The organism is Actinacidiphila sp. bgisy160 (assembly GCF_057707815.1).
In genome coordinates this window covers 1-18,634 of sequence record NZ_JBYIQW010000032.1, presented here as the reverse complement: position 1 = coordinate 18,634, position 18,634 = coordinate 1, and the positions used below count along the sequence as shown (strand labels likewise).

General features: G+C 70.5%; 15 protein-coding genes and 1 pseudogene. 4 read left to right on the top strand and 12 right to left on the bottom strand.

Annotated features, from left to right (window positions below; genetic code table 11):
* Positions 1 to 64: 64 nt before the first annotated feature.
* Positions 65 to 1,552 (bottom strand): S1 family peptidase, encoded by a 1,488-nt coding sequence (locus tag AC3EUJ_RS23565; RefSeq protein ID WP_431964457.1) that lies wholly within the window; start codon positions 1,550 to 1,552, stop codon positions 65 to 67.
* Between the two features lie 214 nt (positions 1,553 to 1,766).
* On the opposite strand from AC3EUJ_RS23565, the gene AC3EUJ_RS23560 reads away from it, so the two are divergent.
* Positions 1,767 to 2,210 carry an SRPBCC family protein gene (locus AC3EUJ_RS23560; RefSeq protein ID WP_431964564.1) on the top strand — a complete coding sequence of 148 codons (444 nt, stop codon included), beginning with the start codon at positions 1,767 to 1,769 and terminating at the stop codon, positions 2,208 to 2,210.
* Positions 2,211 to 2,339: 129 nt separating this feature from the next.
* On the opposite strand, the gene AC3EUJ_RS23555 is transcribed toward AC3EUJ_RS23560, so the two are convergent.
* From AC3EUJ_RS23555 to AC3EUJ_RS23520, 8 genes are all read right to left on the bottom strand, one after another.
* Entirely contained in the window at positions 2,340 to 3,461 is a 1,122-nt protein-coding gene (locus AC3EUJ_RS23555) for a baeRF3 domain-containing protein (protein WP_431964455.1), read from the bottom strand.
* A gap of 118 nt (positions 3,462 to 3,579) precedes the next feature.
* A complete protein-coding gene (locus AC3EUJ_RS23550; protein WP_431964562.1) occupies positions 3,580 to 3,810 on the bottom strand; it encodes a hypothetical protein in 231 nt (76 codons plus the stop codon).
* The gene (locus tag AC3EUJ_RS23545) at positions 3,797 to 4,063 is read right to left on the bottom strand and encodes a DUF6400 family protein (protein WP_431964453.1); all 267 of its coding nucleotides are present in this window, start codon (positions 4,061 to 4,063) and stop codon (positions 3,797 to 3,799) included. The genes AC3EUJ_RS23550 and AC3EUJ_RS23545 overlap by 14 nt, the downstream gene beginning before the upstream one ends.
* Positions 4,064 to 4,241: 178 nt before the next feature.
* Complete coding sequence (locus AC3EUJ_RS23540; protein WP_431964451.1) at positions 4,242 to 4,871, bottom strand: VanZ family protein; 630 nt, start codon at positions 4,869 to 4,871, stop codon at positions 4,242 to 4,244.
* A 195-nt stretch (positions 4,872 to 5,066) separates the two neighbouring features.
* A complete protein-coding gene (locus AC3EUJ_RS23535) occupies positions 5,067 to 6,266 on the bottom strand; it encodes a PP2C family protein-serine/threonine phosphatase (RefSeq protein WP_431964449.1) in 1,200 nt (399 codons plus the stop codon).
* A gap of 52 nt (positions 6,267 to 6,318) precedes the next feature.
* On the bottom strand, positions 6,319 to 6,531 hold the full coding sequence (locus AC3EUJ_RS23530; RefSeq protein WP_431964447.1) for a hypothetical protein: 213 nt from the start codon (positions 6,529 to 6,531) through the stop codon (positions 6,319 to 6,321).
* 253 nt (positions 6,532 to 6,784) lie between these two features.
* Positions 6,785 to 7,063 (bottom strand): DUF6510 family protein, encoded by a 279-nt coding sequence (locus AC3EUJ_RS23525; RefSeq protein WP_431964445.1) that lies wholly within the window; start codon positions 7,061 to 7,063, stop codon positions 6,785 to 6,787.
* 425 nt (positions 7,064 to 7,488) lie between these two features.
* Positions 7,489 to 8,847: a hypothetical protein gene (locus AC3EUJ_RS23520; RefSeq protein ID WP_431964443.1), complete on the bottom strand. Its 1,359-nt coding sequence runs from the start codon at positions 8,845 to 8,847 to the stop codon at positions 7,489 to 7,491.
* 457 nt (positions 8,848 to 9,304) lie between these two features.
* On the opposite strand from AC3EUJ_RS23520, the gene AC3EUJ_RS23515 reads away from it, so the two are divergent.
* Positions 9,305 to 9,775 (top strand): DUF1990 family protein, encoded by a 471-nt coding sequence (locus tag AC3EUJ_RS23515; protein ID WP_431964441.1) that lies wholly within the window; start codon positions 9,305 to 9,307, stop codon positions 9,773 to 9,775.
* A 44-nt stretch (positions 9,776 to 9,819) separates the two neighbouring features.
* Here AC3EUJ_RS23515 and AC3EUJ_RS23510 read toward each other — a convergent pair whose 3' ends face one another.
* On the bottom strand, positions 9,820 to 11,265 hold the full coding sequence (locus AC3EUJ_RS23510; protein ID WP_431964440.1) for an NF041680 family putative transposase: 1,446 nt from the start codon (positions 11,263 to 11,265) through the stop codon (positions 9,820 to 9,822).
* Positions 11,266 to 11,944: 679 nt separating this feature from the next.
* Here AC3EUJ_RS23510 and AC3EUJ_RS23505 point away from each other — a divergent pair.
* Together AC3EUJ_RS23505 and AC3EUJ_RS23500 are read left to right on the top strand one after the other, a co-directional pair.
* Positions 11,945 to 12,893, top strand: a pseudogene (locus tag AC3EUJ_RS23505) (transposase); the annotation flags it as partial.
* A gap of 59 nt (positions 12,894 to 12,952) precedes the next feature.
* Complete coding sequence (locus tag AC3EUJ_RS23500) at positions 12,953 to 13,639, top strand: cytidylate kinase family protein (RefSeq protein WP_431964436.1); 687 nt, start codon at positions 12,953 to 12,955, stop codon at positions 13,637 to 13,639.
* A 228-nt stretch (positions 13,640 to 13,867) separates the two neighbouring features.
* Here AC3EUJ_RS23500 and AC3EUJ_RS23495 read toward each other — a convergent pair whose 3' ends face one another.
* Positions 13,868 to 18,187 (bottom strand): tetratricopeptide repeat protein, encoded by a 4,320-nt coding sequence (locus AC3EUJ_RS23495; RefSeq protein WP_431964434.1) that lies wholly within the window; start codon positions 18,185 to 18,187, stop codon positions 13,868 to 13,870.
* A 1-nt stretch (position 18,188) separates the two neighbouring features.
* On the bottom strand, positions 18,189 to 18,503 hold the full coding sequence (locus tag AC3EUJ_RS23490) for a trypco2 family protein (protein WP_431964432.1): 315 nt from the start codon (positions 18,501 to 18,503) through the stop codon (positions 18,189 to 18,191).
* Between the last annotated feature and the right edge of the window lie 131 nt (positions 18,504 to 18,634).

Sequence of the window (18,634 nt, the reverse complement as noted above, 5' to 3'; positions counted from 1 at the left end):
CCCCATGATCCTCCGCCCCGGCCGGCCGCAGGGCGCGGTCCCGTGCGGGTCCGCGGCCGGCCGGTCAGTCCCAGCGTCCGGATCCGTGGGCCGCGGCACCCGCGGCGGGCCGGATCCACCGCGTGGCCAGGAACGCGAGGCAGCTGACGGCGGCGATGAGCAGACCGGGACCGATGCCGCCGCCGCTGCCGATCGCGCCCAGCGCGGTCGGATCGCTCGCGGTGCCCGGGTAGACCGGCGCGCCACCCGGAGCCGTCGGCGCCCCGGGCGCCCCGGGAGCCGCCTGCCGCGCGCCCTGGCCGTTGCCGGAGCCGCCGGAACCGCCCCCCGAGCCGCCGCCCGCCTCACGGGTGGGGGAGCCGGCGAAGGCGGGCGGTGCCGCGCCCGGCGCGTCCGCACCGGCGGGCGGCGCCGGGGCGTCACCGCTGTCCGTGGCGCGCGGCAGGCTCACACCGAGCGCCGCCATCGCCGTGGTCACCGGCTGGAAGAACGTGATCCCGCCGGCGGTGCAGTCGCCGCTGCCGCCCGAGGTGATCCCGAGCGCGAAGCCCTGGGCGAACAGCGGGCCGCCGCTGTCGCCGGGCTCGGCGCACACGGAGGTCTGTATGAGACCGCTGACCGTGCCCTCGGGGTAGTTGACCGTCGCGTTCAGCCCGGTGACCTGACCGGAGTGCAGCCCGGAGGTGCTGCCGCTGCGGAAGACCTCCTGCCCCACGAACGGGTCGGCCGCGCCCGTGATCCGCGCCACGCGTCCGGCGCCGACCCCGACGACGCTGCTGTGGTCGGAACCGTCGTTCTGGTACTGGACGAGCGAGAAGTCACCGCCGGGGAAGGAGGTCGAGACGGTGGTGCCGACGGGGTTGGTCCCCTGGTTGTCGGCGAACCAGCCGGTGCCCGGCGGGCCGCAGTGGCCGGCCGTCAGGATGAAGTCCGTCGTGCCGTTGGTGACGTTGAAGCCCGCGGAGCAGCGACTGCCCCGGGTCAGGATCGGCGCGGCGCCCGCGGTCCTGGTCGTGAAGGAGGCCTCGGTGCGCTCCATGCGCACCTGCCCGCCGATGCCGTCCGCCACGGACCGCAGCCGTGCCCACCACTCGGCGGAGACCGTACTGTCGGCCAGCACGACGACCTCGTTGGACACCGGGTCGACCGACCATGCCGTGCCCGGTACGCGCGGGGCCTCGCGCAGCCGCCCGGCCGCGTTCCGCAGGTCGCGCATGCTGTAGCGGACGACCTTTGCCCGGGCGCCCGCCCGGGCGACCTCGGCCGCGGTGTCCTCGTCGGTCACGGCGACCACCGGGCGGCCCTCGTCGTCCACCCAGCTCCCGCCCGTCCGGACGTCGCCGAGGCGCGCCGCCAGATCTCTGGCCAGGCCCGCCGCGTCCGTCGCGCCCTGCGCGCCGGCCGGGGCGTCCAGGACCTGGCTGCCGCCCCTGGTCCGCGTGCCGTCGGGGGCCGCCCCGAAGGCCTGCGACATCATCACTCCGCCGCAGACGACTCCCGCGACGGCCACGAGTCGCAGCGCGCGCTGCACCTGACGCCGTGTGCGCCTCACCGTGCCCCCAATATCCGCTTCCGTACTGCAGGTCACCGGCATGGACTGCCGCGGGTCCCGAGTGGGGACCCGGCCTTCCATACGTGCGGGGGAGCCGCCGCGCTCACCGCGCGCCGGCGACGATCCACACGCGTGGAGGTGCCCGGGCCGGCGCAGCGCCCTATCGTGGCCTGGTCGCCGGTGCCGGCGACCAGGCGAGGCATCAGGGGACGACATAGGTGGTCAGTTCGAGGCGGTCGTCGAGGTCGGCCGTCCCGTCGCGGAGGTCCTCGCCTTCCTCGCCGACGGGCGCAACGCCCCCAAGTTCAGCCCGCGGGGGCAGGAGATCGTGCGCACGCCGGACGCCCCGACCGCGGTCGGCACGGTGGTCGCCGGCACCGTGAAGGATGCCGGGATGAAGTCCCACCGGGAGTTCGGTGTCACCGAGTCCGACCCGCCCAACCGGATCCGCTGGACCGAGCAGTCGAAGAACCCGGTCACCGCCGAGGGCGGCTACGACCTGCAGCCCGTCTCCGAGACCACCACCCGGGTGCGGAGCTTCGACCATCTGGAGGGGCACGGGCTCGGGAAGCTCCTGGCGGGCCTGGCCCTGAGCGCCGCGCGCAAGGACGCCCCGGCGTTCGGGCTGCGGATCAAGGCCGCCGTCGAGGCCTCCTGACCCCCGGGTCCCACCAGGCCGCAGGCCCGTGCCGCCGTCGCGGCAGGGGTCACCCGGGTCCGCCGCCGACAGCAGACCCGGGTGACGTACTCGGTGGCCGCGCCCGCCGCTGCCGGGCGGCGTGGCGGCTCAGTAGCGCAGCACCGCCGCGATCCGGTCGTGCTCCGCGAGGCTGTCCGGCGCCACGAAGTGGACCTCGGCGCCCTTGTCGAGAGCGGTCTCCACCAGTTCGTCCACGATGTCCTCGCGGATGCCGTCCTCGAAGCCGCCCGCCTCCGGGCCGTCGCCGTCCACCGGGGTGAGGTGACCGTCGCTCAGCCGCACCGCGCGCTGGAAGTCCTCCTCGACCACGACGAGTTCGGCGCGGCCCTCGCACACGGACTCCCACACCTCGTCCAGCCCGGCCGCGAAGATCCTGCGGCTGCGGGCGTCCACCAGCCTGCGGCCGATGCGTTCCGCCTCCCGCTCGGCGAACTCCTTCTGCGCCGGGGCGAGTTCCTGGAGCAGCGTCTGCGCGGGGCCGTTCGCCAGACCGCCCTTGTGCACGACGGCCACCGCGGCGTCGGCGGCGGTGCCGACCTCCTTGAGCAGGGCGACCGCGTCCGGCAGCCCGACCAGGTACAGCGGCCGGCCGTCGGCGGCGAGGAGCGAGGCGAGGGCGCTGTCGACCGACCGCAGGAAGCGCCGCGTCTCCTCGTCCCGGAAGGTGCTCGGGTGGTCGCCGACCTGCTCCTGCCGCTCGGGGTCCCACTGCACGGGGTCCGGCTCCAGGGGGAAGCCCTGCGCCTCCTGGGGATGCAGCGTCTGGCCGCTGCCGCTCCACAGGGTGGCCCGGTCGGCCGCCACCGTGACCACCCAGTACGGGCGGGCCCTGGCCTTCGCGGCGACCAGGTTGCGGGTGAGGAAGCTGTCGCTGAGCACCACGCGCTCCGGGACGGCCCGGGGCAGGGTCCAGATCTGGTGGTCCCGCTCCGTGGCGTACATGACGAGCCCGTCCAGCGAGTAGCGCAGGTCGACTTCGGCCGCGGCGGCCTTGAGTTGCGTCTTGATGGCCATCCGGGCCCGGCGGGACGCCTCGGGATCGTGCTCGATCCGGCGCTCGGCCTCCGCGAGAAGATTGCGCAGCCGTACGGCGTCCTGGGCGTTGTCCGGTTCGCGCCGGTGCGTCGGCATGGTCAGCGACACCGCCGGATACGGCCTGGTCGCGCGCAGTTCTCGCAGGGTCCCGGCCGTCAGGGCATAGGTTTCCATGATCGCCTCCCTGAGAGGTCCGCGGTTGCTCCCCGCGGACGGGGGCACCCCACACCCCGAGCGTCGCACACCAGGCGGGCCGCCGCCTGCCGGGGAAGGCGGCCCGGAGGCGCGGCGTTCAGGCGTGGTTGCGGTGGTGCGCGCCGAAGCCGGAGTCCCAGGCCCACATGTGGGTGCAGCCGGGGCACTGCAGATGCAGCACGGGCCCCTTGTTCGACAGCAAGTAGCGCCAGTGGTCGGGGCAGTTGCGGCCCTCGGCGCAGGTGGCGCACTCCCGGTGGTCCGCACAGCGCGGGCAGGGCACCCACGCCCGCCGGCCGGGGTCGGCCGTGGGGTCAATCGGAAGCAGCACCGTCGTCCTCCCCGGGCTCGGCACGGGGCGGCAGCACACCGGCTGCCACGAGCGTGCGGTACACCGCCTCCTGCTCCTCGTCGAGGCCGGAGTAGAGCAGCCGGTACGCGGCCTCCTCCTCGTGGAGCACTGCCACCGGGTCCCAGTCCTCGCCGAGGGCGGCGAGGACCTCGGCCCCGCGACGGGTCTCGTGGTCGGTGAAGTCGAGCTCGAACGCCTGGAGGCGGTCCGGGGTGTCGTCGTCGTTCATGTCGCCCGCTCCCGGGGCAATCGGGGATGAATCCACTCTGTGTAACAAAGTGCCGTGCCCGGGGGAAAGCTTTCCCGGCCCGATGTGACGAAGCGCATGCGGCTCCGCCGCTGGTCAGGGACGTACCAGCGGCGGAGCGCCAGGGGGCCGGGGCCCGGCCGGGTGGCCCGGGCCCCGGTCAGGAGCGCCGGGCGGCCTTGCGGCGGACCGTTCCCAAGAACAGGAACGGCCTGCGGGGGGCCGCCTGCGTGGCCTTGGTCCGCTTCGTGGCCGTACCGGCCCTGGCGGCCTTCGCGGCCGTGCGACTTCGGGGTGTCCTGAACGCCTTCGCGATCCCGGACGTCCTCGCGCCGCCCGCGGGCTTCGCCTCCGGGGCGTGGCCCGGGGCCGCCGGGCGGACCTGGTGCACGACCCGGCCGAGGCGGCGCCCGAAGAGCAGGTAGCCCAGCAGGGCACCCGCGGTGTTCATGATCACGTCATCGACGTCGAAGGCGCGACCCTGCACCACGGCCCCCTGCGCCAGTTCCACGAGGATCATCACCAGGCCGGTCGTCACCACCACGCGCAGCGCACCGCGCGCCTTCGGCGCCAGCACCGGGAGCAGCACACCGAAGGGCATGCCCAGCAGCACGTTCCCACCGACCTGCCGCACCGCGCCGGCCACCGTGTACCGCTCGTAGTACCGGCGCAGCGAGGCTCCGGGCTGCAGGTTCGCGTGCGCGAGCCCCTCCGAGGCGTACGACGGCGCAAGCGTCGCCCGGGCCAGTACCGCACCGAACACGACCATCGCCGCGAAGGCCAGCGCCATCGCCGCCCAGCGGGCCAACGAGGCCGGCCATGTCCGGCGCCCCGATTCCCGTGAATCCGGCGTACGCCCGCGCACCACCAACCGAACCACGGACTTCCCCCTCCTCTGGTCTGTTCCGGTCAAGGTCTCCCCGTGTCACAGACCGGATACCCCGAGTGCCGCCCGGGATGCCGGGTGAGCGCCCCGCCGCGTCGGTCAACTCGGGGGCGCCGCCTGCCGGGAAGGGGGCGACGGCGCAGAGGACGAGGAACCGCCCGCTCGCCCGGCCGCAGGCACCAGGGCCGGCGACCGGGTGATCGCCAGGACGGCCGCGTCGTCGCCGAGGCTGCCGCCCGCGTAGGCGAGGAGGTCGGCGCACAGGCGCTCCACCAGCGCCTCGGGATCTTCGGCCGGCTGCCCGGCGAGCCGCCCGGCCAAGGGGTAGAAGGTTCCGGCCACGTCGCGTGCCTCGACGACTCCGTCGGTGTACAGCAACAAGGTGTCGCCTGGCTCGAAGGTGAACGTGCCCACCGTGGGCTCCCCGCCGGCGAACTGCGACAGCCGCAGCGGCGGCGCGGGCGCGGGCATCTCGAGCGGGGTCACGCGCCCGTCGTGGAGCCGCAGCGGCGGGGGATGACCACAGGTGACGAGGTAGACCACCGGCTCGTCGTCCGGGATGTCGGCGACGACCGCGGTGACGAAGGACTCCACCTCGTCCTCGGTCGGCTCGTCCTCCGCGGCGGGGTCGGTGAGCTCGGAGGAGATGGCCTGCTCCAGCCACAGGACCAGGGCCGGCAGGTCGGCCTGCCGGTGGGCCACGGCGCGGAAGGCGCCCAGAGTCAGCGCGGCCTCGTTCACCGCCTCCATGCCCTTGCCGCGGACGTCGCCCACGATCACCCGGGTCCCGGTGTCCGTGCGCACGGCCGCGTACAGGTCCCCTCCGATCTGCGCCTCCTCCTCCGCGGCGAGGTAGACCGAGGCGATACGCAGCGTCCCGATGCGCCGGGGGATGGGCCGCAGCAGCACCCGCTGCGCGGTCTCGGCCACCGAGCGCAGCCGGGTGACCTGCTGCTCGTGCTTCACCCGCAGATGGGCGAAGAAGGTCGCCAGCACCGACATCAGGGCCAGCGTGGCGACCTGCGCGGAGTGGTTCAGGTCCAGGGGCGTCGTGCGCATCCCCGCCACGACGATCTGCGCGACCACCGCCACCCCGCCGACGATCGCGGTCGTCCTGGTACTCGCGAACGACGCGGTGATCGCGGGGGCGGCCACCAGGAACGGCCCCAGATGGACGTCCGGCGGGGACATGATGTCCACGACGGTGACCAGCAGGATCAGCGTGAGCATGGCGGCCACCAGCAGATACCCGGGCCGCCACGACTTCCCCCACCGTTCCAGGCGTCGTGCAACGTCCATGACTCTTGGATACACCCGCGTCCGCGGCCCTGCCCGCCCGTGCCGCCCCGCCTCAGGAGCGCCACTTCTCCCGTACCAGCACCTCCCGGATGGGCCAGTCGGTCCCGGTGTGCCGCAAGCCGGAGGGGTAGCGGCCGCCGCACACGAAGTCCGGGGTGGTCGGGCCCGTCCCCGAGTCGTCCAGTGCATTGACGTGGTCGGCGTGCGCCACCGCGGACGGCGGGCCGAGGGCGATCCGGCGGTTCACGATCAGGTGCCGCCGCACGGGAGAACAGGCGCATCGTCGAGGCGAGCCGTCCGGCGATCTCGGCGGCGGGACCGGCGATGCCGCCCGCGGAGATGCAGTCGGTCCGGCCCTCAGGGGCGAAGAGCGCGACGTACGCCGTCCGGTCGCCGTCGTCGACGACCGCCGCGTAGCCACTGATCGGCTCGTCGACGGCCGACCGGTCCAGCAGGTTCTCCCGCTCCGTTCGCGTCGTCATCGGCACCGTGTCGGGCGGGAGACGCTTGCGGCTACGTCATTCGGGCAGCGGGATGCGCATGCTCACCGAGCCCCGCAGGTCCAGCCACGCGGCGGACGGCCCACGGACCAGCCGCAGGATCACGGTGTCGCAGCCGGGACAACGCGCCACCAGTCCGGGGGCGTGGTCGTACACCCGCAGCGAGGCCACCGGCCCGGTCCGCCCGCAGCCCACGCAGCGGCCCTCGGCGGCCGTCATGTCCACCGCGAAGATCTCCCGGAGCGGTCCCGCCAGCGCGTTGCCGTCGGTGTACGCGTCCGTGCCCTGTGCGCTCATCCCAGCCTCCCGTCGGCCCGGCCGTCCCGCCGTCACCCACCCTACGCAGCCGCCGCCCGCCCCGCCCGCCGGATCTCGTGTCGCCGAACGCCCGCCGCTTCCCCAACGGGAGCGGCGTTCTGCTGCAGCTCGTCGTCGGCTGGCTCACTGGCTCGCGCGGCAAGAGCGGCGGCTCGCTCCCCCTCACGCTCTCCGCACGGCGGAGACGCAGGTCAGCCCCAGGATTCTCCGTCGCTCTCCGGTCGCGGGGAGCGACGCGGAGACCGGCGGCGGCCATATCCCGGACGGCGAGCACGTCATCGCACCTCAGCGGATGAGGGCGGCGACCCCTTCGACGGCTGCCTTCGCGGCCGCTGCACCCCGGCGCGGGGTCCGGCGAGCGCGGCCGCGAGCGGCCCGCTCGCGCGGAGACCCCGCACATCCTGTCAGCGACGGCCTTCCCTGACGCCTCGCTCGTAGACGTGCCGGGCGCGTTCGCGGCCGAAGACGATGTTCTTGATGGTCATGGGCGTGGCCGTGGCGCAGTCGGCGGGATTGTTGTCTTTGCGTGCCATGGCGGTGGCGATCCAGAGGCCGCCGCCGCGGTGCCAGCCCCGGATGGTGAGGTAGTCACCCCAGTCCCCCTCCTGCGGTGTCTGCGATTCGCTGGGGCAGGCGTTGCCCTTGCCAGGGAGGAAGTAGTCGACGGCCGGCGGGAAGGGGGTGATGTCGTCGAAGACGGCGATCGCCGCGCCGGGGAAGTAGTGACGGTTTCCCGTGCCGCCGCCGAAGGTGTCGATGTAGCCGATGTTCCCGCGCTCGTCCGGGGCGATCGCCGGATAGGCGTGGCCGATGCCGCGGCTGTACACGTCGTGGCTGGGACCGACCCTCAGGCCGGACTCGCGGACGGTGGTGATCCTGACGTACGGGAAGGGGCGTCGTGTGCCGTATTGCTGTGCCACCCACGCGAACCACAGGTAGCCGCGGGCGCGTGCCGCGAACACGCCGCCGGACGTGGTTTCGACGCACCAGTTGGTGACCACCCGGTCCTGGCTGCTGCAGTCACCGCCCATCCCGGGCACCTGCCAGGTCATGTAGCGGAAGGGCGGGACGGCCCGGTCCACGGTGGTCACCCACCGGGACTTCTCCGGCCAGACCAGCAGGCGCAGCCGGCGGCCCTTGCCCTCCGGCAGGGCGGTGGCCGCCGCGTAGGCGATGTCGGTGATGCCCTGGGGGACCCGCAGTTCCCCGTCCTCCTGGTATCCGGGACCCCCGATGGTGTCGGTGCGGGTGATCGCGTCGTAGTGCGCCGGTCGCCCCGCGGCCAGGTCCGCGCGGGAGACCCGCAGCAACGCGGCGGCCAGGACGTCGTAGTCCTTGGTGCCGTCGTGGAATCTGATGACGCGGGTGGTCAGGTACAGGTAGCGGCGGCCGATCACGATGTCGTTGTAGTCGAGGTTCAGGTCGTCGGACCAGCCGAAGGTGGCCGGGGTGATCGTGTACGGGCGCCAGTTGACGAAATCCCCGATCGCGGAGTTCGCGAGGACCAGGTGGCCACCGCCCGGAGCATTGTCGAGGGCAGGCATGTACTGCAGCACCCAGTGCTGCCGGTGGTAGCGGTGGTCGGCCTTGGTGACCTGGTCGCAGCAGAAGTGCGGGCCGAAGATGGTGAACGGGTCCAGTCCGTGCCAGATTCTGCCGTTGTCGCGGGAGAACTCGGCGTGCATGTTGGCGGTGGCGAAGATGTCCCGGCGCGACTGGTCCGTGCTGGGCTCCGGTTTCGAGTACTCGACACCGGTCGTCACGGGAACAGTTGTGTCGCGGAACAGCGTCAGCCGCTTGGGGTCCGTGGGCGGTGGAGCCGGGTTGTGGTCCGGGTCCGGCACCGGCGGCCCCAGCCGCGGGGACACATCCGGCACCAGGACCGGACCCGGGGCGACGGGCCCTGGTCGCCGCCGTGGGTGGCCCAGCCGGCCCGGCGTGCGCCGGGCACGGGGAGCCGGGGCCGGAGGACCGGTCCACGCGTGCACCACGGGCCCCGGCCGCAGCAGCCCTGTCAGGGCACGTTGCGGCCCCGGTGTCGACCACTGCTGCGCCCCGCCCACCGATGGTGCGGCTCCAGCCGCGGAACTCCCGGAACCGACAGCGGCGATATCGGAGAGCAGCAACACGGTCGTCAGGAAGGCGAGCCAGACCCGCCCCCGGCCTCTGGCGCGCGAAGCACCGTGAATATTTGTCATATTTTTCACAAAAGGTAATATCATGGCCATTTGCGAGGCGAGCAACCGACGGGCCGGGAGAGTCCGCCGATTGGCCCACCACGAATCGCCGAGGCAGGTCACGGATGTCGCCGGCCGCCGCCCCAGGGGCTTGGTATGTGCAAATCGCCTGGGCAATACGGCGATTTCGAGACCTCGTGGTGCGGCCGGGGAGGGCGGCGCCCCGTGGACTCGGACTCCTGACAGGCTGGGAGGATGGCGCCGTGGCAGGTGGTTTCACCTACGAGCAGGTCGGGGTGACCGGACCGGCGGGCCCACGCCGCCGGGGTTCCACCGCCTGCACGAGCGGATCCGGCTCGGCGAGGGCCCCGAGGTGTTGGCCGCGGCCGGACGGGCGCTGATGGGGTGGCGGATGCACCGGGCGACCGGACTGCGGGTGCCCGCCGGCACCCTCCTACAGCGGCGGCGCCGAGGCCCCGAACGGCTCACCCCTGCCTGCGCGGGGAGGACCTGATGCGACCCACGGACCTGCTCGAAGCATTCGGCTCAGCTTGACGTTTAACCTCGCTGCGCCTTGTGTTCCTTGATCGACTCGGCGCGTTTGACGGTCTTGCCGACGTCGTGACGCTTGGCGCGGTGCTTGTTCTTCGAGCCAGGTGGTCGTCCGGGGCCGGCCCGTGTGGGTTTCGGTGCGGCCGCAGGATGGGCCGCCGTCGCTCGGAGGTTGCGAAACCCGCGGCGGACGCGGGCTGGGGTGATGCGACGGGGTTCGGTGCGTCGTTCCCAGGGCCGGCGTAGGTCCTCGGTGAGGGGTCGGGCGAGGCGGAGCTGGGTGTGAGCGGCGACGATGAGCCAGGTCCACAGGTCGGCGGTATCCGAGTGGCGGATCTTCGGGGCGGTCCAGCCGAGGGTTTGCTTCATCAGTCGGAAGGTGTGCTCGAGGTCGAAACGACGGAGGAACGACTGCCACCAGCGGTCCGCTTCCGCGGGTGTGGCGTCGGTAGCCGAGACCCACAGCCAGACGGGTTTCGGCTCGCGGTCGCCTGGCAGGTACTCGACCTCCAGGCGAAGCAACGTGCCGTGCAGGATGGGTAGTTCCTCGTCAGCGTGGTTGAGCCAAGGACCGCGGTGGGTGAGTCTGGGGTGCATCCTGTTCCAAGCCGTCGCTTTTGCTTTGCCGTAGCGGGTGGTGTCCGTGGATGTGGTGATGTCGGGCTGGTGCCAGGTGTCGGGCTTGGCGAAGGTCAGGACGCCGCCGTGCCTGCGGGGTCGCCCGCCTTTCGGTCCTACCCGGGCGGGGCCCGGATCGCGGAGCATGACGCGGTCCGAGCGCAGGCGCCCGACCAGGACGACCGGCAGGTCTGTCAGGGCGTGGGAGAGGTAGGCGACGTCATAGCCGCTGTCCATGACGATCAGGATGTCGGGGTCGCCCGGCCGCCAGTGCCCGACAGCCATCAATCGGCCGACGACTTCTCGGAGTTGGCTGGCGGTGACCTGGGTGGCGTCGTCCGCTTGGCCCAGACGGACCGCGTCCAGGAGAGCGACCCAGGAGGTGCGGCCGGTCTCCAGGGCGGCGACAAAGGAGTAGGGCCAGCCGGGAATGAACTGGTCGGTGCTGCGGTCTCCGCGTCCGTAGACGTGGCAGAACAGCCGGTCGTCGCTGGTGGGCGCGTCGGGTCGCAGCCAGTGCGACACATCCACTGCAAGCACGATCCGCCCGTCGGCCGCCCTCGGCAGCGGAAGGCCTGCCAGGGCGCGGCGTAGTCGTGTCGGCTCGATCCAGCCCCGGTCCAGGGCCGCGTACAGGGCACCGTGCCCGCGCTGGTGCTCGGCGGCCAGCGACAGTTCGACCAGGGTCTTCACCGGCCCGTCCGCACACAGCACCGCATCGGTGAGCTCGAAGAGCGTGTCCGCACGGGCGTACAAGCAGTCGTAGAACTCGACCCGAAAGCGGGACAACACGTCCAACGCTTCACGTCCGGGCACATCGACGGGCAGACTCATGGGCAGCGGCCGTTCTCTCGCATTTCGTGACTCGACATCTCGAAGCGTGGAGAACGGCCGTTCCTGCTGTCCCAGGAAGAACCACAGGTCAGCAGGACGGGTGACCTGCGAGGTTAAACGTCAAGCTCAGAAGCTGTTTCACATCTTCACCGTGCGTAAGTAGTACTGGTGAGCGCGAAGCGGGACGCCGCGAACCTCCGCACCCGAGGGTGTGACGACGAAGCTGCTGCCGCGCACATGTACCACCGCCGCGAAGCAGGCCTCATCATCGACCAGATCATCGTGCCGCCCCGCAGTGATCAGCCAGCCTGACCAAGACCCAGCCGCAACCCGGACAAAAATCCACCCCCGGTCCTCTGACGCTGACGGCTTGGTTCTCACCCGACCCGACCCGACCCGACCCGCACCGGCCGGACGCCGCGATCGCCCGCGCTTGGCAACGCCTGGAGCACACGCAGGGCCGATTACGGATCAACGACCCAGCCTGCGAACTGGATGTCAGCCGGAGCTACCTGAACAGGCGGTTCAACGAGTAGATCGGCCTCTCGCCAAAGGCGATGGCCGAGCAATGCTCAAGACCTGTGGATCGGTCCGGGAGGGTACGCGGAGGGCGTACCTTCCCGAATGATCCTGTGATGGTCACCGAGTAGGCCCGCGTTCGTAGCGCGGGTCGGAAAGCGGCTCGGCGGCCGGGCTGTCGCCGGCCACCGTGACCCGGCTGACGAAGCAGCGGAGCGACGACCACACCGCCTTCCAACAGCGCGACCTGGCCGAGTCCGAGTATGTATACGTGTGGGCGGACGGAGTGCACCCCAAGGTCCGGCTCGGGCCGGCGCACTCCTGCGTCCTGGTATTGATGGGCGTGCGCCTGGACGGCACCAAGGAGCTCATCGCGCTGGCCGAGGGGCTACGCGAGTCCACCGAGTCGTGGGCTGACCTGCTGCGCGACTGCCGCCGCCGGGGCACGCGCGATCCCGAGTTGGTGGTCGGCGACGGCGCGATGGGCCTTTGGCAGGCCCTGGCCGAGGTGTTCCCGGCTGCCGCTCGTTCAGATGAGGCAGCAACACCGTGAAACGGCGGCCGAGTTGGGGCAGCATCTCCTCCGTGATCGCCATATCAGGCCAACGAGTTGCTGATCGCAAAGCAATAGGTTGATTCTTGACGGCTTCGACAAGGCCCGGAACGTCACGAACGCCCTGCCGAAGTCCGCACAGCCGGGCGCGACGAAGGCGATGCAGGAGATCTACAACGCCGAGGACCGCGCCCACGCCGAGAAGGCAATCAAGGCGTTTGCGAAGACCTACGGCACCAAGTGGCCCAAGGCCGTCGCGAAGATCACCGACGCCGAGGAACTACTGGCGTTCTACGACTTCCCCGCCGAACACTGGAGCCACCTGCGGACCACGAACCCCATCGAATCGACGTTCTCCACTGTCAAGCTCCGCACCAAGGTCACCCGCGGCGCCGGCAGTCCGGCCGCCGCCCTCGCCATGGTGTTCAAGCTCGTCGAGTCCGCGCAGGAACGCTGGCGCGCGATCACCGGTGCCCGCCTCGTCGCTCTCGTCCGCTCCGGCGCCAGGTTCGAGAACGGCGTCCTCGTCGAACGTGAGGAGACGGCAGCAGTCTGACACACAGTGACCGGCCATAGGATGCGCTCGTATCACCGAGACGGGGACAGTGGCAGACCATGGACAACGGCACCCGCAGCGAACTCCTGAGCCGCCTGGCCGAGACGATTGAGTCCGTCACGGTCGGGCATCCGGTGCGCGTGGCCATCGACGGGCCGCCTGCCGCTGGCAAGACGACCCTGGCCGACGAACTTGCCGTTGTCCTGCGCGCACAGGGCCGCGAAGTCATCCGCGCGACGATCGAGGGCTTCCTGTTCCCCAAGGCGCAGCGCTATCAGCGCGGCGAGTACTCGCCCGAGGGCTGCTACTTCGACAGCCACGATCACGACACGATGTGCCAGGTCCTGCTCGACCCGCTGGGCCCAACCGGTGACCGAAAGTTTCAGCAGGCGGTCTACGACCGAGGCACCGACACCGCACTGTCTCTCCCCATCACCGAAGCACCCGCGGACGCCGTGCTGCTTTTCGACGGCGTCTTCCTCTTGCGCCCGGAGCTGGCTGGCCGTTGGGACCTCAGCATCTTCGTGTCTGTCACGTTCGAACGGACGCTAGATCGCGCCCAGACCCGAGGCGAGGCGCTGGCCGGATCCGCGGCCAGCACAGCCGAGATCGAGCGGGCCTGGCACAACCGTTACATCCCCTCCCAGCAGCTTTACTTGGCCACGGCCCGCCCAACAGACCACGCCGACATCATCGTCCACAACGATGAACTCCAGCGGCCGGCCTGGGAAATCCGATCGGGCTGATCAGATCCACAGAATTTGACAATTACTCGCGATGGCCCACGTCCTGCGCCCTGCTCACCTCGACCGACTCCCGGCTCAGCCTGATCAGCGAGGCATACGGCTACAGCGACCAGGCCCACCTCGACCGGGAACTCCGCGCGCCGGCCGGATGCACGCCGACGGAGCCCGGCGGGTCGCCGGTCCGGATGTAGGGGCTCAGTCCTCGCCTTCCGCGTCGTCCTCGTCGACTTAGATTGGTTCATTGATCCGTTCGAGGCTCTCCTCGTATCGCCGCGTTCGCGGATCGCTCACCCCGAATATCCGCTGGGCCCGCTCCAGGGTGTCCTCTGCCAGAACCCCCGCGTGCGCGTATCGCTTGAGCGCCCGCAAGGTGAGGGCCAGGTCGCCCGCGACGCTGAGTGTGTCCTGGTGATTGGCGCCGAGGATGTTCCTGTATCTGCGCAACAGGTCCTGTTGCTGCAGCAGCGCCTCGTCGTATCGCCCGCGTCTGAAAAACAGTCCGGCCTGGTTGCCCCGCAGCCGCAGTACGTCGGGATGATCTGGCCCCAGGACTCGATCGCCCCGTTCGATGGCCGACTCGTAGAGAACCTCCGCCCTCTCGAATTCGTCTTCGCCGAACGTGACCAGGCAGCCGGCGAGGTTGCCGGTGGCGACAATGGTGCGCTGATGCTCCAGCCCGAGCACCCGTTCGCGCCGGTCGACCACGTCCTCCCAGAGGGCCCGGGCACGGCCGTGATCACCGGAGGCGAACACGTTCCCGGCGAACCGGTCGTTCAGCGCGATGAAGTCCGGATCATCGGGATCCCGGAAGCCGTCCCACACGCTCTTGACGAACCATCCGGCGGTGAGCCCGGCCAGATGGTCACCGCCCAGATACGTGTAGCGGAGAATTCCGGGAACGATGGCACGGAAGGTCTCGGACTGCGCCCCGAGCCGCACGGCCGACCCGCCGAGCATGCCGAGGGCACCCACCGCCAGCTTGAAGGATCCCCAGTGCGCCCGGTCGTCCGGATCCAGGCGCGAGAGGTATCCGTGGATCGCCAGGAAATCGTGAAGCTGCTCCTGGCCCGCGCCGTCGACGACGTCGGCCCGGAGAGCGTCCGCGACGCTGGGCAGGGCCCGGAGACAGGCTCGTAGTCTCTCGTTAGGCGGAGCCGCGAGCATCCCGAACCCGATCGCCGGCTCCGATCGGATGAACTGCAAGAGTTCTTCGAGGCGCGGTAGAAGCAGGCGGTTGTCGGTGTAGACGTGGATCTCGTCGCCCTCCTCCATGCTTTGCTTGAGTTCCTCCAGTCCGTCGAGTGTCGCCGGATCCACGGAGGTTCCGTCGAGCATGATCGACGACGCTGTCCGCCAGTCAGGGTCCCTGTGCAGGCGCCCCCGGGCCTGGTCGATCAGGATCTCGATCGTCTGATTGATCGCCCAGGTGAACTTGAGGCCGAGATCGGTGTCTGCCATCCGGAGCCTGAAGCCGAGATCTCCTACGAACTCCGGGCGGGTCTTCTCCAGGTTCTCGGCGACGGCACGCCCGTGGTTGCAGATCTGCAGGGCCGTTTCGAGATCCTGTCCCGCCGCGCAGCGAAACCTGATCGCCGTCTCATACGCTCTCAGGAGAGGGCGGAGGTACCGCTCCTCGCCGTCCTCGACGAGCTCCTCGTAGACCGCGACGGTCCTGGAGATCGCGGTGACCGCGTCGTCCATTCTGCCGAGGACGTAATAGCTCACGGCGAGTCCGTCGGTCTGGGCCGCCAGTTCGCTGAGGGAGGCGGCCCTGTCCTGGTCCACGAGTTCCTCGGCGAGAAAAGCGCTGTACTGGTGCAGCATGAGGGACTCGTTCGGCTCATCGTTGCGGGCGAGGGCGTCGGCGAGCCCTGCCGTGATCTGGGTCATGTACGGCAGATAGGCCTTGTACGCCTTGTAGCCCCAGTGAGCCAGCTCCTCGTAGCCCTGGAAGGCCTGGCGAGACACGGTGAGAGCCTCGGGCGCGCGCTTCGCCCTGCGCAACTCAGCGCTGTATTGTCCCTGCGCAAGCGACAGGAAGTGGAGGTGCTTCCCGCGGTTTTCGGCGGCGAGTTCCGTCAGGTAGCCCACCGCGCGTTCGGCCGTGCGCAGGGCTTCTTCGTATTCGTCGGCGGCCGCGAGAGCGCCGGCCAGATTGTGCAGCGCGGCCGCCAATGTTTCCCGCCAGTCTCCTCGGCCGGATTTGACCGCGCGCTCGAGGTAGGCGATTCCGCTCCTGACGGCGTCCAGAGCCCTGGTCGCCTCGCCGAGATAGCGCAGGCGGTTACCGTAGTTCAGGTAAACGGCATACACGTCCTCGGGTTCACCCGAGGCGGCGCGGTAAGCCACACCCCGAGCCGCGAGCGCGGCCCCGAGCCCGTCGAGTGCCTCGTGCGGGTGCGGCACGGTGAAGTGAGCGTCGTACGCGGCCTCGTTGATGACATCCGCCCCCGTCAGGTAGGGCAGGCCGAGCGCGGCGGTCAGCTGCCGTGCCGCCCTCAGGTCCTGCCGCCCGGCGAGTTCCACGGCGACGTCCACCAGGCGCCGCAGGTGCGCCTGGAGCAGTTCCGAGAGCGATTGCGAGGCGTCGGTGTTGTCGACGAGTTGGGCGAGGGACTGCCCCAGGTGGGTTCTGAGATCGTCACTGACCTCGGGGTAGTCGTCCGCGGCGAGCGCGAGGGAGTTCAGCAGGCGCGCGAGATACGCCGGGTGCTCCGCGACCGCGCGCGATACGACGAGTCGCTCGACGAGGGCAGCGCGGCCCTCCGTGGTCGCGAGCAGGTGAGAGGCGATCAGATCTGGTTCGATGGGCGCGAGCAGGGTGCCTGGGGCTCCGTCCGCGACGGCTGCGGCCGGGTAGCGCCGGTGCAGCGCGTTAGCGACGTCCGTGCGGGTCTGCTCCGGCTCGCCCTTGAAAGCGGGTGTTGATTCGAGCAGTTCCACAAGATCCTTCACGGTCGGAGCCGTGAGAGTCATGACGCAGAGCGCCTGCTTCGCCCGGCCGCGATCCGCCAGCGCGCTCGCGCCGTCCGTATGCGCCGTGCTCGACCTGGCCAGACGGTCGACTTCGACGTCGATGACCGTGTCAAGGAGCAGACGCGCCGAGTCGTCGGCGGCGGAAATGGGCACCGCCCGGCCGGAGGCCGTCAGCAACGCGGCGACGTGGACCAGCAGCGGCCGATCGTACGCGGAGATCCGCCGGACCTCTTCGGCCGGCAAATCCCGAGGGGTATCCGGTCCGCCGACGGCCTTGCTGAAGGAGCGATAAGCGGCCTCGGCGTGCCGTTCGCGGACATCCTGCTCATCGAACGCCTGGGTGGTCAGGTCGAAGGAGCCGGTGAGCAGCGAAGGGAGATCGACATTGCGGGGACGGAGCCGCCCCGGCCAGGCCTCCTCGCTGCGGGTGATGACGAGGAGCCGGATCGAGGCGCCGAGGTGACCGTCATGGAGCGCCTGCTGATAGAGGTTCTCGATGAACGTGCCCAGCATTTCGTGCTGGTGCTCGGCATAGTCGAAGACGATGAAATGCGGCGTGGCGAAGCTGTGCGTGCCGGAGAGCTTGTCGTAATCGGCGAATCCAGCCTGCCACATCGTCCGCAGGTCCCGGGTGAGCCTTCGGCAGGCCTCGGCGGCGATCCTGGACTTGCCCACCCCGGCCGGACCGGTCAGCCGTCCGATCCTGATATCCGGTCTCGGCGGCAGATCGTTCGCCCAGTCGACGATGCTGTCGAGCACCGAGCCGCTTTGGCCGTCGTTGACGAACTCGACCTGGCGGAACCGGTAGTTCACAAAGGCGAAGAGGCTCGCGTCAGAGAGCCGCGGCGGGGCACCGGACCAGCCCTCGGTGCCGAAGACCGACGGCCGCGCCGACAGATCGACGAGGGGAAGGCCCTGTAGCGGTTCGAGTGCGCTCACTGCGTGCTGCCGGGCCGCCGACAGGACTGCGGCGATCGAGACGCCGCGCAGGCGGCCGTTCCACTGAGTGGGGACGCTCGTCACGATGCCCAGCAGATGCCCGCCCGGGCCGATCACGCCCGCCCCCGAGATCCCGCCCCAGTCCTCGTCGGCCCGCGGCTTCGGGTCGATGACCTGAATCGCGATCGCCGTGTCGTCGTCGCCGACCACGGGGGCGAGGTTCACCCGCACGACGGTCGGCTTGGGCGACGTGGAGCCGGATTCGATGCCCGCGACCGGGTATCCGATGATCCTGCAGTTCTCCAGCGCCTGGACGCCGTGGTGGGTGCCTCCGCGGGCGGCGGTGCCCCTGGGCTCGTCCAGGTCCGGGACTATGAGCAGTGCGGCGTCGAGACCGTCAGCCTTCAGCGGAACGATCTCCGTGACCGCCGCCGGCGACGTGGATCCCTCCAGCCTGACCGTGAACTGCCGCGCGGGAACGCGGCCGCCGGCGTACTCGGACGCCTTCGTCACGACGTGCTGGGCGGTCAGGACGAGGCCGCGGGCGAGCAGAAACCCGCTACCGAGGAACACTCGGCCGTCGGCCGCGTCGAATCTGATTTTGGCCACTCGGGCGGCGAGGTTCTCGGCCATTTCAGTCGTTATCCGGGATCCGCACCGAGGGCGTGACCAGAAGCGGGCCCTGGTTCGCGTCGGAATCGACGAAACCGGGGTCCAGAGTGAGCGTCAATCTATGAGAGTGCGTTGACGCAGAAATTTTGCTTCCTTTGGCGACCACGAGCCAGCTGATACCCGCGTCGGCCGCGGCTTGTTTGGTCACCTCGACCGTGAGCTCAACCTCGATCGCCTTTACCTGTAATGGCATGAGCGGATCACGCTGGCCGTGAGCGACAGCGAGTTCCCTGCGAAGGCTCGCCAATACCTCACTCAGAGGAAGTCCGTCAGACATGACCGGATCGTACCGGAGACACCGCCGTCAAGCAGTGGCCAGCATCAGGACCGGTCCCCGCTGCCACAGAGCACCGATGACGGTGCCGCTGAGACCGGCCAGCAGGATCCCAGCGATGGCGGTTTTGGCGG